Source organism: Paenibacillus sp. GCM10023252, from assembly GCF_042653305.1.
Classification (GTDB): Bacteria; Bacillota; Bacilli; order Paenibacillales; family Paenibacillaceae; genus Pristimantibacillus.
The window spans coordinates 485166-500095 of record NZ_JBHSHW010000021.1 but is presented as its reverse complement, the minus strand read 5'-3'; the positions used below and the strand labels follow the sequence as shown (position 1 = coordinate 500095).

Annotated in this window: 17 protein-coding genes; 5 read left to right on the top strand and 12 right to left on the bottom strand. The window is 45.6% G+C overall.

Annotated features, from left to right (window positions below):
* The coding region (locus ACFO9Q_RS13390; RefSeq protein WP_379182729.1) for a YetF domain-containing protein at positions 1–304 on the top strand (304 nt) is incomplete at its 5' end.
* A gap of 37 nt (positions 305–341) precedes the next feature.
* Here the strand turns inward: ACFO9Q_RS13390 and ACFO9Q_RS13385 are convergent.
* Genes ACFO9Q_RS13385 through ACFO9Q_RS13375 form a run of 3 tightly spaced genes read right to left on the bottom strand, consistent with a single transcriptional unit; the run spans position 342 to position 3981 of the window.
* A complete protein-coding gene (locus ACFO9Q_RS13385) occupies positions 342–1529 on the bottom strand; it encodes a Ger(x)C family spore germination C-terminal domain-containing protein (protein ID WP_379182727.1) in 1188 nt (395 codons plus the stop codon).
* Positions 1430–2551 (bottom strand): GerAB/ArcD/ProY family transporter, encoded by a 1122-nt coding sequence (locus ACFO9Q_RS13380; RefSeq protein ID WP_379182725.1) that lies wholly within the window; start codon positions 2549–2551, stop codon positions 1430–1432. Before ACFO9Q_RS13380 ends, ACFO9Q_RS13385 begins: the two co-directional genes overlap by 100 nt.
* Positions 2552–2559: 8 nt before the next feature.
* Entirely contained in the window at positions 2560–3981 is a 1422-nt protein-coding gene (locus ACFO9Q_RS13375) for a spore germination protein (RefSeq protein ID WP_379182723.1), read from the bottom strand.
* A gap of 300 nt (positions 3982–4281) precedes the next feature.
* On the opposite strand from ACFO9Q_RS13375, the gene ACFO9Q_RS13370 reads away from it, so the two are divergent.
* A complete protein-coding gene (locus ACFO9Q_RS13370; protein ID WP_379182777.1) occupies positions 4282–5259 on the top strand; it encodes a tRNA dihydrouridine synthase in 978 nt (325 codons plus the stop codon).
* A gap of 1050 nt (positions 5260–6309) precedes the next feature.
* A complete protein-coding gene (locus ACFO9Q_RS13365) occupies positions 6310–6936 on the top strand; it encodes an FMN-dependent NADH-azoreductase (protein ID WP_379182721.1) in 627 nt (208 codons plus the stop codon).
* 192 nt (positions 6937–7128) lie between these two features.
* On the opposite strand, the gene ACFO9Q_RS13360 is transcribed toward ACFO9Q_RS13365, so the two are convergent.
* Positions 7129–8649, bottom strand: a complete 1521-nt coding sequence (locus tag ACFO9Q_RS13360) for a malate:quinone oxidoreductase (RefSeq protein WP_379182719.1) — start codon at positions 8647–8649, stop codon at positions 7129–7131.
* A 254-nt stretch (positions 8650–8903) separates the two neighbouring features.
* On the opposite strand from ACFO9Q_RS13360, the gene ACFO9Q_RS13355 reads away from it, so the two are divergent.
* Complete coding sequence (locus ACFO9Q_RS13355; RefSeq protein WP_379182717.1) at positions 8904–9344, top strand: carboxymuconolactone decarboxylase family protein; 441 nt, start codon at positions 8904–8906, stop codon at positions 9342–9344.
* A gap of 70 nt (positions 9345–9414) precedes the next feature.
* Here the strand turns inward: ACFO9Q_RS13355 and sigJ are convergent, their stop codons facing one another.
* The 7 genes from sigJ to ACFO9Q_RS13320 form a co-directional block, all read right to left on the bottom strand.
* The gene (gene sigJ, locus ACFO9Q_RS13350; protein ID WP_379182715.1) at positions 9415–10269 is read right to left on the bottom strand and encodes an RNA polymerase sigma factor SigJ; all 855 of its coding nucleotides are present in this window, start codon (positions 10267–10269) and stop codon (positions 9415–9417) included.
* Between the two features lie 144 nt (positions 10270–10413).
* A complete protein-coding gene (locus ACFO9Q_RS13345; RefSeq protein WP_379182713.1) occupies positions 10414–10929 on the bottom strand; it encodes a GNAT family N-acetyltransferase in 516 nt (171 codons plus the stop codon).
* A complete protein-coding gene (locus ACFO9Q_RS13340) occupies positions 10929–11495 on the bottom strand; it encodes a GNAT family N-acetyltransferase (protein ID WP_379182711.1) in 567 nt (188 codons plus the stop codon). Before ACFO9Q_RS13340 ends, ACFO9Q_RS13345 begins: the two co-directional genes overlap by 1 nt.
* 23 nt (positions 11496–11518) lie before the next feature.
* Positions 11519–12013: a TVP38/TMEM64 family protein gene (locus tag ACFO9Q_RS13335; RefSeq protein WP_379182709.1), complete on the bottom strand. Its 495-nt coding sequence runs from the start codon at positions 12011–12013 to the stop codon at positions 11519–11521.
* Entirely contained in the window at positions 12010–12537 is a 528-nt protein-coding gene (locus ACFO9Q_RS13330) for a YfiT family bacillithiol transferase (RefSeq protein ID WP_379182707.1), read from the bottom strand. Before ACFO9Q_RS13330 ends, ACFO9Q_RS13335 begins: the two co-directional genes overlap by 4 nt.
* The gene (locus ACFO9Q_RS13325) at positions 12534–13118 is read right to left on the bottom strand and encodes a histidine phosphatase family protein (protein ID WP_379182705.1); all 585 of its coding nucleotides are present in this window, start codon (positions 13116–13118) and stop codon (positions 12534–12536) included. Before ACFO9Q_RS13325 ends, ACFO9Q_RS13330 begins: the two co-directional genes overlap by 4 nt.
* Positions 13119–13465: 347 nt before the next feature.
* Entirely contained in the window at positions 13466–13861 is a 396-nt protein-coding gene (locus ACFO9Q_RS13320) for an RDD family protein (RefSeq protein ID WP_379182703.1), read from the bottom strand.
* Positions 13862–14120: 259 nt separating this feature from the next.
* Between ACFO9Q_RS13320 and ACFO9Q_RS13315 the strand changes: the two genes are divergently transcribed.
* Positions 14121–14615 carry a C40 family peptidase gene (locus tag ACFO9Q_RS13315; RefSeq protein ID WP_379182701.1) on the top strand — a complete coding sequence of 165 codons (495 nt, stop codon included), beginning with the start codon at positions 14121–14123 and terminating at the stop codon, positions 14613–14615.
* Here the strand turns inward: ACFO9Q_RS13315 and ACFO9Q_RS13310 are convergent.
* Positions 14612–14929: an antibiotic biosynthesis monooxygenase family protein gene (locus tag ACFO9Q_RS13310; protein WP_379182699.1), complete on the bottom strand. Its 318-nt coding sequence runs from the start codon at positions 14927–14929 to the stop codon at positions 14612–14614. The genes ACFO9Q_RS13315 and ACFO9Q_RS13310 overlap by 4 nt on opposite strands.
* Position 14930 lies beyond the last annotated feature (1 nt).

Here is a 14930-nt window from a genome sequence, read left to right as displayed (position 1 = left end):
ATATCGGACCTTCACGCTGAAAGATTATCAATCGCAGTTACAAATCGAACAGCAAACTCAATCAATCATGCAGCCAGGATCAACACCTGCGATGAAATCTAGGTATCCAATTGAACTCATTATGGAGGGTAGGCTGATTCCCGAAAATTTGCGCGAAGCCAATATGGGACCCGAGGTAATTGAAAAGGCTATCCGGAACAAAGGTTGTTCAATTAGTGATGTCTTTTACGCCGTGAAGGGTACAGATGGAAAGCTTTATTTAGATTTCTATCCTGATCGACTAAGTAAACCGTTGGATCTGTAGTTGAGTAGTGTAATGTCGAGCGACGTTCGACATTCCTCTATTTCACATTCGTCAGAGGCTCTAACTGTAACCGCACTCTTACATTAATTTTCATAGTAGACCAATGCCGATCCCATGTATCTCTGGTAATTGGTTTGTAGAACGGTTTAGCAGTCACCGCCCCGATTTGAAGCGGGTCGATCTGCAATTTTTGCATTTGGGATAGCAAGCGAATGACATTCTCCTCCAAGTACCGTTCGATTTTTTGTGTGAGTTCGACATATTGAGAGCTATCCTCGATTCTTGCGAGCGAATCCAATTCATCAATTCTTCCCTTCACGTCGATGTCGATGGACAGGGATGATAAATCCGGGGATAGCCTCTTACGGGTATGCGCGCGAATATGCCCTAGCGTAACCGAGAGGTCAGGAAGGACTAAATATCGTACGAATCTGTCCTTATACAACAATTGTTTGATTTGATCGTCCTTTCCACGTATCTCCGCAACCATTCTGTCCCGGTCGAAAAATGCTGTGCCTTCGTACAAGAACTGTTCGCCTTTCGCGCGAAATACTGGTAGCTGGGGATCGGAAACCTGGGAGTACAGCATCTTCATAAACTGGTGCAAATTGACGACAGTCAGTTCGCCTTGTTTTTTCTTCTCGTAATGTTTGAACATGCGATAAAGGTAATAATCAATATTATCTGTTTCACCCAAGTGATTGGTGAGGAATTCATTAAAGTTGCCTTTCGTAATGACTAAGTACAGCCGTTGCGATATGTTTGGATCGGTCAGAACGGTATTGATCAGACGAGTCAGTCCCCGTTTCGCATAAGCTTCGTCCACTAACAGCAAGCGGATTTGACCGGCTTTCAATTCGTTATAATAGGTCAAATTAAACCCCTTATTGCCTTCATTTAATAGAGAGACCTTGAGGGTAAGGACTCGCTTCTTCTCCCTGATAAGAGGAGGGACGAGCGTGCTGATTGTTATCTTTCCGTCTTCTTCTCCTCCACCCTGAACGGACCAAAAAATGATCGGTGTGATTTCTTCGATTATATTGTTTTCTGGTATAGGTACACAACCGTATACGAAAATCAACAAAGAAAATGATAGCAGCACTAGCATTGCTCGTAGGAAGCGTTTCATAACGTTGTCCTGGCTTTGCGCTTGATTAAGATCCAGATGAGGAGAGGTGATAACAAATAGGTGGCGGATCCTGTCCACATCTGCAGGTCGAGCCAAAAGGCCTGCTCGAGCCCGGGCTCCCAAAACCATTTACTGATCGGAAGAGTGACGGCCATCACCGCACAGCCACTAACGATCAGACCCATACGCGTAGTGCTTGTCTTCGTCCTGCCAAGCAAACGAGATGCGCCATATATCATTAACACGAACAAGGCGATTGAGTAAAGGAAACAGAATGAATATGCCGAGATTAGGATAATATCGACCCTTTCGAATACAGGAGATTGCAGGTAGCGTCCCATCTCTACGTTCGGGTATTTGATGGTTGGCAAGTATTTGGAGCCGTAGAAGAGCAAGGACGCAATGGAAATAAAGAGATACTCGCCGACCGAGATGGCGTTAGCGATCGTCATATATTTAAGCATTTTCCGTTGCGGATTCAACCAGTATGAAATAGCGATTAAAAATTCAGGTCCGGAAAACGATGAAAAAACGAGCAGTAGGGATTTCCATGCAAACGGCTCTGAGCCAATGGGAATGAGAGGGTATAGGTCGTGAATCGAATTGGATTGCACCAAAAAAAACGGAATATACAAAAACAAGATCCAAATCGTTCCAATGAACACGACCGTTACGAACCGTACCATGTTTTCCATTCCAAACATCGCCAAATAGCAGCTAAGGATAAAAGGAAGCACAATGTGCCATTCTCGGCTCATAGAGGGAAAAACAAATTGCTGCATGATTTCGGCATAACTGATTGTAATGAAAGAGATCTTGAGCAAAAGAAGAGGCAAGCTTGCCAAAGCTAAAATTTTGATGCCTGTTTTTCCAAATAATCCTTCAAAACCCTGGTACCCTTGGGCAGAGTAGGGGGTTGCGAACCATTTGGACAGCATATAGAGGCAAAATTGGGAGGCAATACCCACTGCTACAATCGCCAACAACATATACGGTTGAACAAGGGCTGAGGGCATGACAATCATGTAATAAAGCATTTGTAACCTATTGGTCAGGAAGAGCGCGTAAAATCCACTTTCTTGATGTGAGGTTTTTCGAAACAGCGATATAGCTTGCATAGATTCATTTACTCCTTCGGTTTCATACGATACTTGTTCAAAGGACGCAATGCTTCGGGACGGGTACGCATAGCGTGTAACGGCCCTCGGGCGAAGAGATCGACCCAATCTCTCCAATAAAACGGAGATACTGGCGAAAAGTAGGGCTGGTTCAAGGATGTTAGCCCGTTCAGATGGGCTAACATGCCAATGAGTCCTAGCATGATACCGGGAACGCCCAAATAGGACGCGAGAATCAAGAATATGAATTGCAGCAGTAAACTGGATTTGGTAACCAGATAGTTTGGAACGAGGAAAGAGGAAATCGCCGAAATGCCTGCCAATACAATGAGTACTTTGCTTGCGAATCCTGCTTCTACCGCAGCTTGTCCTATAACGATTCCACCAATAACTCCTAAGTTTTGGCTCGTTTTGGTTGGCATTCTTAGGCTGGCTTCCTTGATAATTTCTAGCGTAACAAGAATAATAAACGACTCCCAGAAGGGGGATAGTGGCAGCTTGCTACGAGACTCAATGATTACATATAAAATTTGCAGAGGCAGCATTTGATAATGATGTGTCGTTAATGCCTCGTAAAGTGGAATTAGAGTAATGGAAAGAAGGAAACTGAGATAGCGTAACGGCCTCAAGAAGCTAGCCACCAACCAACGGTTTATATAATCCTCCGGCGAGTGAAACAAGTGAAACAGCGTAATCGGAGCGACTAACGCAAAAGGTGTGTTATTGACTAAAATGACCAATTTTCCAATACCTAGTGCATATGCACAGGAATCCGGTCGATCGGTCTGAAGATATTGAGGAAAGATACTATGATAATGGTCTTCCATAAACGCTGCAACATGTGAAGAGTCCAAAAACATATCGAAGTCGATACTGGAAAGCTTTTTTTTCGCGATCGTAACGAATTCTGGATTGATAAGCCCGTCGATGTACAAAAGGACTACGGTTGTTTGAGTTAAGGAGCCGACGGAGTATCTCTCTGATTTGAGTGCTGTTAAAGGCAGCCTTCTTCTAATCAGCAGGATGTTTTGCTCCAGCTGCTCGCTAAAACTGTCCTTTGGACCGAACATGATCGTTTCCGTCTCTGAAGTTTCGATGGATCGGGTGAGCGAGTTGGGGAGCATAATAGCATGCCATCGCACGTTGGATGAGTCATAGACTAGCACTGAGCCCTTCATGAGATACTGGAGGGCTTGCTCCAGATTGGATAAACGATTAATTTTGATGTTGGTCAGGCTTTTTTCCACGGAACTTTGGAAGGATTGAACGAGAGGCTCAAGAATCGATTCGTTAAGACGCTCCTGATCGATTAAGGTTACAAGATATATAAATGTCATACGAAGTCCGTCGGTAGTCTCTCGATCAATGATCTCCGCGTCCTCCATTAGGGCGAGGCGCTGCTCTAAAGCTCCTAAAGAGATTGCTGTCATATTACACCTCCTGAATCAGCGCGCGCTGCAATTTCCTTTATTATGCCTTTCTGTATTGAGATTTAAACTAATAATTGGATGAACGAAAGATACTGAAAGTAACTCATTGAGAGCGGCGACCCGATTCGCAGCCATTTTTTTTCGGAGACATTCCCAATTGCAAAAAAGCAAAAAAACATGGTTTAATTAAGAAATATGGTTGACGGTACGAAGGGGACATCCCCATCTCCACTGGCAGCGAGTATTTTTACTATTCTAAGGACAACAATTGTTCTGGTAGGTATAGAGGAGTTTTTGATGATGCAAGAAAACTTTTGGCGCGATTTACCACGACCTTTTTTTGTACTAGCACCTATGGAAGATGTGACAGATGTTGTGTTTCGCCATGTGGTAAGTGAGGCAGGAAGACCGGATGTGTATTTTACGGAGTTTGCGAATACGGAGAGTTATTGTCACCCAGAGGGGAACAAAAGTGTCCGTGGGCGCTTGACTTTTACCCCAGATGAACAGCCCATTGTAGCACATATCTGGGGAGATAAGCCGGAATTTTTCCGTGAAATGAGCATCGGAATGGCGAAAGAAGGATTCAAAGGCATCGATATTAATATGGGTTGTCCAGTAGCGAATGTAGCAGAGAATGGGAAGGGCAGCGGCCTAATCTGCCGTCCTGAAGTCGCAGCGGATATCATCCAAGCCGCCAAAGCCGGAGGACTGCCTGTCAGTGTAAAAACAAGGCTCGGCTTTAGTGACCTAGACGAATGGCGTGACTGGTTAACCCATATTTTGAAACAAGACATTGTTAATCTGTCCATCCATCTTCGGACAAGAGAGGAAATGAGCAAAGTAAAAGCTCATTGGGAACTGATTCCGGAGATTAAGAAGCTTCGTGATGAGGTGGCGCCAGATACACTTCTGACCATTAACGGGGATATCCCTGACCGTCAGACCGGCCAGCAGCTTGCAGAGCAATACGGTGTCGACGGTATTATGATTGGACGCGGTATTTTTCAGAATCCATATGCATTTGAGAAAGAGCCGAAGGAGCACAGCAGTGCGGAATTGCTTGATCTGCTTCGGCTACATCTGGATCTGCATGATCAATATTCAGCAGAGGAACCACGTTCGTTTAGTGCGCTTACCCGTTTCTTCAAAATCTATGTCCGTGGGTTTAGAGGGGCAAGTGAACTCAGAGCCAGCTTGATGAATGCCAGATCAAAAAGTGAAGTGTATGCATTGCTGAATAAATTTGGAAGCAAGGAGCATGATGGGACTGTGTAACATGGAGATTAAATGGGTCGGATCCTAGGTCAGGCATTGAAGAAATCTCTATCTGAGGATCTGATTCTTGAATTTGAGGAGGAGGGGAAGGTCCGGCGTGTGAAGTTCGACTTCAAAATCCCGGACGTACACGTAACCTATATTCCGGAGCCAACCTCTTTTTACCCAATCGCACTTATACACTTTGGAGTAGCACGATAACCGGTCACACGATCTCACTTGTTGGGATGAATTTCGTCTAATGGCTAGATGCCATAATCAACCATAACGGACGTGAGTTCTGGTCGTACCAATGATTCGCAAATGTCGAGCGACAAGAACATATATCCTTAAGAACCGCGTTTATCGCGGTTTTTTATTTTAAGGATACAAGTTCTTGTCGTAATTGGACGACAAGAACCTGTATCCATAACCGTAAACGACAAGAACTTATATCCTTAATCGTAATTATACCTTGAAGATGGGCAGGTATGAGGTTCTGATATTTGATGAACAAGAAGCTGGATTACCGGAGCGCTTAGGACGATTTGCCCGATGCAACGAAGGAGGTTGTACAGAAGCAAACCCATATGCCGTCAGTTCGAGTATCTGCCCGGCGATGATTAAGCCAGAACGAGAAGTTGGTAATCCGGAGTTAACTTCTTACGCTTCAATGCTGAGTGGTAGAGCAGCCCAATTGGCTGCTTCTTTGTTGGTGTTAGACTGTTTGTTGAGAGAAAAGGAGGCGCGTAAAATTTTCCATGCCCGCGCAAAATAGGGCTAACTAGTGTGGAAAGTAGGGACTGTTGCAAAAGGGAGAGATATGTTACCTCATCTGGTAAAGCAAATTGAGGATAAGCTTGTACAATCACCTAGTTATGTTTAATGATTAGTAATTTCGTAACCAGCTAGCTAATAAAAAAGCAGCTCGACCTAAATGGAGAGGTTGCATTTTATTTGCTTACAGAAAATAGAAGTTCAACGCATATTTTTGACTAAAGAAATCATGTCACAAAATACATTCTTTAATTGTCTATATATTGAAGCGGAAGAGAAGAGGGAGAGATAAAAGTGGAAAAACTACTCGTTATTAATGCACATCCAAAAGTTGAGACTGATTCGTCTGTAAGTCTACAAGTGCTTCATCATTTTCTGAAGACTTATAAATTATTGAATCCAGAAGGGCCTATTGAACAAATTGATTTATATCGGGAATATATACCTTGCATTGACCGTACCTTTCTAAGCTTACAAGAGAAAAAGAGGAGAGATGAGCACCTCACTGAAGAAGAAGAGAGACTCGATGTTAGAATGTCGGAGCTGCTGCAGCAATTCAAAAGTGCAAAAAGGTATGTCATTGCCATGCCTCTTCATAACTTTAACGTTCCTTCGAAGCTAAAAGATTATATGGATAACGTATTAATTCCTAAAGAAACTTTTGCTTATACGAACAAAGGATCCGTGGGCCTATTACATGACGGGAGAAAAGTGGTTATTATTCAATCAAGTGATGCCATCTATACGCATCATGATTGGTATACGGAAGTCGAGTTTTCACACAAATTTTTAAAAGCGATGTTTAATTTCATCGGTGTTGATTACCAAATTATTCGTGCGCAAGGGAATCACTCTCTGGAAAAGAAAGAAGTATTAAAGAAGGCATTTTGGGAAGCTGATGCTGCTGCAACATTCACTTAGAAAATGAAGTATAATAAACGGGAAACACAAAAATTCCTATTGGCAAAGGGGTATGCGGAACTGCTGCTCTAGGTGTCTACATATGTACAAAATACGGGTTTTGTGAAGAAGTATGTATAGATAAAAGACGCGAGCGCCGATTTACTGGACATTCGCGTCTTTTTCGTTTCCGTACTAAAAACTAACTACTAATTAATTATAGGCTAGCTCTTTTTCCTCTTTTTTTTTCAGTCCTAGCGTCTCTGCTGTTGATTGGTGAACTTGTTGCAGAAGCTCCGGATCTGTCATAAGCGACTTGCCATACGATGGAATCATCTCTAAGATCTTCGGTTCCCAAGCCTTCATATGCTGCGGGAAGCACTTCTGAATGACCTCTAGCATGACATGTACTGCCGTAGATGCACCTGGCGATGCTCCCAGCAGCGCTGCAATCGAGCCATCGGCTGCACTTATGACTTCAGTACCGAATTGCAGCGTACCCTTGCCGCCATGCTCGGTATCCTTGATCACTTGTACACGCTGGCCAGCTACAACCAAGTCCCAATCCTGAATTCTCGCATTCGGAATGAACTCACGCAGCTCTTCCATACGCTTCTCCTTGGATAACATAACTTGCTCAATCAGATACTTGGTTAACGACATGTTCTTGGCGCCTGCCGACAGCATCGTGACCAGATTATCCGGCTTGACCGACGTGACCAAGTCGAACATGGAGCCCGTCTTCAGGAACTTCGGCGAGAAGCCGGCGAACGGTCCGAACAGCAAGGATTTCTTATTATCAATGAATCTCGTATCGAGATGCGGAACAGACATGGGAGGTGCTCCTACCTTGGCTTTGCCATACACCTTGGCATGATGCTGCTCCACAACTTCAGGATTGTTACATACCATGAAAATACCGCTAACCGGGAATCCTCCGATATTTCTTCCTTCAGGAATACCTGACTTCTGCAAGAGATGCAGACTGCCTCCGCCGCCTCCAATAAAGACGAATTTCGCAGTGTGACGCTCTACTCTGCCTTGTTCATTTCGTACCTTCATTTCCCATGAGCCATCGCTCGTTCGATTCATGTTTTCTACACTGTGCTTATAATTGATGGTTACGTTTTTTCCCTTCAGATAGTCGAACAGGATCCGTGTAAGAGCTCCAAAATTAACATCCGTCCCGGAATCAATCTTAGTCGCAGCTATCTTAGGTTCTGAAGCAGATCGGCCTTCCATAATTAGCGGAATCCATTCCATCAGCTTAGCTGGGTCATCGGAGTATTCCATTCCTTGGAACAATGGATTCTGAATCATGGCTTCGTAACGCTTTTTCAGGAATGATACATTTTGCTCTCCTTGCACCATACTCATATGAGGCAATGCCATTATGAAATCTTCAGGATTGCGAATAAGCTTCTTTTGGACAAGATAAGACCAGAACTGCATGGATAGCTGGAATTGTTCATTAATTTTAATGGCCTTACTAATGTCGACAGAACCGTCCGGTCTTTCCTCCGTGTAGTTAAGCTCACATAATGCAGCATGACCTGTTCCTGCATTATTCCATTCATTGGAGCTTTCCTCACCTGCCGTCTCGAGCTTTTCGAATACGGTAATTTTCCAATCAGGCACCAATTCTTTTAGAATTGTGACCAGGGTCGCACTCATAATACCGGCGCCAATCAAGATGACGTCCGTTTTTGCTTCACTGCTGTTCATTTTTACCATCCTTTTACACTGATATTTGCAGAAAGGATCTATGTTCTCCTGCTTAAGCATCTCATGTAACCATGCGGTGTCTCATACCTACACCTTATCTGTTATCAATTATAACCATATCCTTGTGTATTACAATTATCTATAGACGAAAAAATCTACTATTATATGAATAAATTGATTCGCACGGCCTGTCACAGTTAGCTCGGTTCATTCGTTCTATACTTGTCAAACCAAAAAACAAGAAAACTGGAGGCTGCATGAACATGGTACAACAACGCGTAAATTACTCAGGTCGCAAGAGCGAGAGTCTCGATATCCTGTATAGTATGGAGAAGTATATCGCTCAATCCACGATTAGTAAAACGATTAGAGAATTGATTAAAATCAGGGCATCACAACTGAACAAATGTGCCTTCTGCATTGATATGCACACGACCGAAGCTCGCAAGGCTGGAGAATCGGAGAAACGCATCTATGGCTTGAATGCGTGGGAAGACTGTCCCTTCTATACCGAAGAAGAACGAGCTGCCTTGGAATTAACCGAGCATATTACCCTCTTGTCATCCAAGGGTGTTCCTGATTCTCTCTATGAACATGTTCGCAATTACTTCGACGAGCAGCAATATGTCGATCTTGTTCTCATGATTAGCCAGATTAACACCTGGAATAGAATCTCGATCGCAACCGGCAATTCGCCCAAGTAGCCCGTCTGACAAAAAGGTACCCACAATGCTATTTGCATGTGGGTGCCTTTTTTGTCGTTAGACATAAACATTAAGTCTGATTCAACTTATCGGGATTCCGTATCAGATATACATGGTGGGCGAGGTTGTTCTCTACCTGAAGCATCCCTACCATATGAATGCCTTCCGATGTACGGAACACCATACCTAACTGACCATTCATCGGTCGAACTTCAATCTGCATATCTGCGCGGGCTGTTAACTTACGGAAGATACCAGTCAGGAGCTGTGCGACGTGCTCTCTGGTTATAATCGGGTTAACAGCAGCATTGGCCTTGCCGCCCCCATCCGCGATGGCAACGACATTCTGATCCAGCATCGATACAATCTGAGTCAAATTCCCTTGTTCTAGAGCAGCAAGGAAGCCTTGAACCCACTCTTCATCTGCTGGCTCCGGTGAGATCTGCTCATGGGAGGATATGCCCATCTTCGCTCTTGCCCTGCTATATAACTTGCGGCAATTGGCATCTGTCTTATCCATGAGTTCCGCTATCTCCTCATATCCGAAGCCTAGCGCTTCACGGAGGACGAATACGGTCCGCTCTGAGGGCGTCAGCTTCTCCAGCAGTACGAGCATGCCATAGGATAACAAGTCACTGCGTACGACGGTATCCATTCCATCATCTATCGTTCCGAATAGAGGCTCCGGCAGCCATTCACCGAAGTATTGCTCTCTCTTACGTCGAGCTGACTTATATAGATCCCGGCAACGATTCGTGACCATCTTGCACAAGTAAGCCTTCGGCTGAGCAAGCCGTTCCGGTGGAACGTCATACACCTTGACGAATACGTCCTGCACAATATCCTCTGCATCTGCCACAGACCCGGTTAACTGATAGGCAAGCTTCAGTAGAAGCCCGCGGTACTTCGTATAGAGCTCTTGCATGATTCCACTTCCGTCCTTATGTCGTCGTCATGATTCTCAATATAGATTGTGTTATTAAGTAAACGATATGAGGCATGATCATGTGACACGACGATTAGATTCATCCGGACGGTTAACATAACTATCGTTATGTTCGCAATAATCTCACACAAGCTTCTCGAAGCACCAATACCCCTTAACCCGCTTCGCGAAGTGAACTTGTCCCGTAACAGTATATCCCAGACGTGTATAGAAAGCCGCCGCCTTCTCATTCTCCGAGTAGGTATCTAGCTTAATTGCCTTCTTGCCGGCTTGTCTGGCTAGATCCTCCGCATAACCCATCAATCTCTTAGCAATCCCCTTGCTCTGATAATCTGGTCTCACGCCAAGGCGGTGTACGACGGACGCCTCTCCCCTCGCGCTATTCCACTGAAGTGACTTATATTCGCCAGGTTCATCTTCGTATAAGGAGACAGCTCCTACGACGATACCGTCCATTCGACATACGTAGAGGCGACTCTGTTCATAGTCCTCTTCAACAATAGACAGGCTTGGATATGAGGTGTCCCATTGGAAGATCCCATCCCGCTCCATAGCCTCTCTGCACGCCTGAAGGAGAGCATGAACATCATTGAGCTCATCCCCCTTAGCACTTGCAAGTTCTATAAGGTTCGTGTTCATTAGGGCTGCTGCCCCCCCTTCATCTCCAAGGCTTCATTAAGTAGAACCATATGAATATGGTCCTCCCACTTGCCATTGATATATAGATAGCTCCGAGCAATCCCTTCCTCTTGGAAGCCAAGCTTCTGAACAACTCGCAAGGAGGCGGTGTTACGGGGCATAATGTTCGCCTCTATTCGATGCAGCTTAAGCTCATCGAAGGCGTAACGGATAGCGGCCTCCAGAGCTTCCGTCATATAACCTTGATTCAGAGCATGTTGATCGAGTCGATAACCAAGGTGACAAGATAGGAAGATGCCTCTCACAATATTACTTAAGGCGACTGAGCCCAATATGATCTCGGGATTATCCGGATGTACGATCCAGCCCTTCCATAGCTGGCCGCTAGCCGTAGCTGCAGAATCTTGCTCAAGCAGCTCCTCTTGTGACTCTAAGGTATAGTAAGCATCCTCACGAGCCGGCTCCCAATCTTGCAGGAAATGTCTATTCCGGAGGACATACTCCAGTACGGCTGGCGCGTCTGTTCGAGATAACGTCCGGAGCTGCAGTCTTGATGTCTTCATCATCGGGTCAATTCCTCTCCATTGTGTTACTTCAAGATCCATTCATATAAGCTGTAGCCTAGCCATATCTCTGCTGCGACAGAGGGTGCCTTGCCGACGATAGTAGATGTCATGAAGATAAGCAGAGGTACATTCCCTAGTACGGCCACGACCGTAACCGCGCCGGATGGAATGAACGGAGCAAGTCTGCCAGCGAGCAGAAGGCCCAGCTGCTTGCTTGGTGCGGCATGCAGGAACGCCTTGATCCATCGTCCGGTCAATGCCCCTGATTGTGCACGTCGAACGCGCATTAAGCCCTTATGATACAGCCAATAGGCTGCCTGCGCTCCAATTACTTCTCCCAGGAGTGAGACGGTGAACCCTAAGGCTGGACCGAATATAATGGCATTAGCTCCTGACAAGAATACCGACGGAAGCACACCCGTGATACTAATGGCCACATTCAAGGAGATACTGACGAGTACTGCCATCATACCGAATTGGCTTAACCACTCTGCTGTTGCTGTGGCATCAATGGTCACCAGTTCATCCTATCCTTAAGCGTTGTAATATGAGCAAGATGATGCCTTCCATGCCAGGAATAGATTCCAAGATTGGTATCTAGACGTATGGTCTCCTTAGATTCCGGATGGTAGAAGGTCCTGCTGTACTGTGCTTCGTCTATAGACTGCAGCAGAATAACCCAGCGTTGATGAAGCCCTTCTAATACTTGTAAGGAGATCTCCACAGGCTCCTTGCTGTCCGCAAGCTCAGCCCAGCGATCCTCATAGTATGGTCTTATCGTAGGATGATCTTCCGTAAGAGCCAGCTTGAAGCGAATGAAGCTGTTCATATGACTATCAGCTAGATGATGAATCACTTGCCGAATGCTCCAGCCGCCCTCACGGTAAGGGGTATCCAGCTGAGCATCACTCAGTCCGGCTACTTCCGCTCTCAGTCCATCTGGAAGAGCCGCAATATCTTCAATCCACTGCTGCCTCTGTCCTTCAGTAATGTCGCCTTCATGCTGGAATTGTCCAATTGGATATCTTAGATCCATGTTCATTCTCCTTCCAAGTGGTTCACGCAGTTATATAACCTGCATGTCCAAGTTCCGTCTTCATTCCTATGTAATCTTGTCACTGAAGTGTTCTTGAGCGGGACAGCTGTATCGAATGTGGGCATCAGCTTCCGTAAGGTATTGCGGAGTATGGCTCCATGACTTACGATGAGGATCTTCTGCCCAGGATACTGTGCAGCGAGTTCATCGATACATGCGCTGCCACGGATCATGCCCGCATCAGGCTTCTCCATCCCAATCTCCTGCTCCTTCCAGTTGCTCCCCCACTTCTCAACTCGCTCGGCAAGCGTTAACCCTTCAACCTCGCCGCCGAACATCTCTCTTAGACGCTCGTCCACAATAATCGCATCCATGCCCAGTCGCTTGCGGACCGCTTCGGCTGTCTGGTGAGCCCGCTGCAAGTCACTTGATACAATGACATCCCATTGTTCACCCGATAGTCGTTCGGCTAGTGCTTCTGCTTGCTGCAATCCTTCCTCATCCAGAGGATTGTTCGTATGACCTTGTGCGCGGCCTTCTTTGTTCCAAGCTGTGCTGCCGTGACGGATAAGGACGATTTCAGTCATCTTGAAGGCCTCCTTTTTTTTATCCTATATTGTATCACAGAATGTAGGGAGAAGCCTTCGCCCGCTCTAATGAAGAGAACCGCTCGGGATGAGCGGTTCTTCCGAAGTTAATTTATGAATAAGACAAGCGTAATGATGAGAATAACGAGTCCTGTTATTGCGGCCCCATGGCCAAGATCATTGTTTTTTTTCATACCTAGAACAATAGCCAATACTGCATCTATGAAGGTCATGAACAACAATGTCCTAAGATCGAATAGATAGGTAAGAATCAACATATGAACACTAATAATTGCAAATATAACGGCTACAATCGATATATTCGGTATCTGCTTAACCAGCAATAATCACCTCTCACTGTAGACCACTTCTGTCCCCGCGATAAAATCATGCAGCGAGCGCTTATCCGCTCTGACCGCGACCATAATGATACTGACGATGATGCCAATACCGAGGGTAATGCCATATACAAGCCCCGATACTACCGTACGCATAAGCATAGAGCCGATCCCCACGGGATCCCCGTTCACCTTGCGAATCCGAATGCCGCAGATTCGCTTGCCTATGGTGTAACCGTTCCAGAACACAGGCACTAACAGCGTATACAGGAAGGAGAGGATATTCGTGAAGGGCTCTTCTCCATCCACCCCAACTATTGCGAATGATACGATAGCAAGCGGAATTCCAATGATAATCGCGTCAAGCAATACAGCTCCAAATCGAATCCAAAACCCTGCCGGCATACGATTCCCTCCCTAATCATATCGCTCCTACACCTCATGTATATGTTAGCTCCACACATTCAATGGCTAAGCATTCGATTATTAAATGTCAAGAGGAGGTGACTGAGAGGATTCTCATCTTTTTCTAATAAATAGAGAAATCCCCATACCCCTGTTAGAGTACGGCTAAACCTAGTAAATAGTGCCAATAAATGTTGTGCTATAGTGAGAAACGTCATATGGCGCAGCATTCATACACTTCACTAGGAGGAATACCATTATGCAACCTTACCAATCACGCATTGCTAAGACAATGCTTGCTCTTACAGTAGGCTTATCCATCTTCGGAGGATCAACCTTACCTGCACCAGCCAAGGCCGCAGCAGCGACAAGCAGCTCCATTGCCAGCAAGATTACGGCAACCGGCAAACAATACTTAGGTGTCCGCTATAAATTCGGTGCGAAAACAGGCATCACGAGCTCGTTCGACTGCTCTTCTTTTACCCAGTATGTGTATCGTAAGAACGGAATCTCATTGCCCCGCTCCTCTAAGCAGCAAGCGAAGTCAGGCAAGTATGTATCGAAGAGTAATCTAAGAGCAGGTGACCTCGTATTCTCCGATACGAACCGTGACGGCGTAATTAATCACGTAAGCATCTATATCGGCAACGGCAAGCTGCTTCATACGTACCGTGTCGGCATCGGCGTCACGATCTCTACCTTCAAGGGAAGCACATGGGATAGAACCTATGTGACTGCTCGCCGCGTCATCTAATCACTCTGCTCTGAACGGATATGGCTGTAGACGCTTGAGTAATGCTCCACCGTAGGGAATGGATCGTAGTAGTGATGCAGAAGTGACTTCCACTCCTGGTATTGCTCGGATTGCCTGAACCCGATGGTGTGGTCCTCGAGCGTCTCCCAGTTCACCAGTAAGATATACTTATGGTCATCTTCTGCACATCGCTGCAGCTCATGCCCCCTGTACCCGCTCATGCTTGCTATAATGCGAGACGCTTCCGAGAAGCTTGCTTCGAATGATGTGGTCTGTCCCTGCTTCACTTGCAGGATAGCAACTTCAAGTATCATA

Coding starts and splice junctions, on each gene's coding strand:
- ACFO9Q_RS13325 (WP_379182705.1), bottom strand. CDS start 13,118: ATGACTGAAATCGTCCTTATCCGTCACGGCAGCACAGCTTGGAACAAA.
- ACFO9Q_RS13315 (WP_379182701.1), top strand. CDS start 14,121: ATGCAACCTTACCAATCACGCATTGCTAAGACAATGCTTGCTCTTACA.
- ACFO9Q_RS13330 (WP_379182707.1), bottom strand. CDS start 12,537: ATGAACATGGATCTAAGATATCCAATTGGACAATTCCAGCATGAAGGC.
- ACFO9Q_RS13360 (WP_379182719.1), bottom strand. CDS start 8,649: ATGGTAAAAATGAACAGCAGTGAAGCAAAAACGGACGTCATCTTGATT.
- ACFO9Q_RS13345 (WP_379182713.1), bottom strand. CDS start 10,929: ATGAACACGAACCTTATAGAACTTGCAAGTGCTAAGGGGGATGAGCTC.
- sigJ (WP_379182715.1), bottom strand. CDS start 10,269: ATGCAAGAGCTCTATACGAAGTACCGCGGGCTTCTACTGAAGCTTGCC.
- ACFO9Q_RS13380 (WP_379182725.1), bottom strand. CDS start 2,551: ATGCAAGCTATATCGCTGTTTCGAAAAACCTCACATCAAGAAAGTGGA.
- ACFO9Q_RS13320 (WP_379182703.1), bottom strand. CDS start 13,861: ATGCCGGCAGGGTTTTGGATTCGATTTGGAGCTGTATTGCTTGACGCG.
- ACFO9Q_RS13375 (WP_379182723.1), bottom strand. CDS start 3,981: ATGACAGCAATCTCTTTAGGAGCTTTAGAGCAGCGCCTCGCCCTAATG.
- ACFO9Q_RS13340 (WP_379182711.1), bottom strand. CDS start 11,495: ATGATGAAGACATCAAGACTGCAGCTCCGGACGTTATCTCGAACAGAC.
- ACFO9Q_RS13355 (WP_379182717.1), top strand. CDS start 8,904: ATGGTACAACAACGCGTAAATTACTCAGGTCGCAAGAGCGAGAGTCTC.
- ACFO9Q_RS13310 (WP_379182699.1), bottom strand. CDS start 14,929: ATGATACTTGAAGTTGCTATCCTGCAAGTGAAGCAGGGACAGACCACA.
- ACFO9Q_RS13370 (WP_379182777.1), top strand. CDS start 4,282: ATGCAAGAAAACTTTTGGCGCGATTTACCACGACCTTTTTTTGTACTA.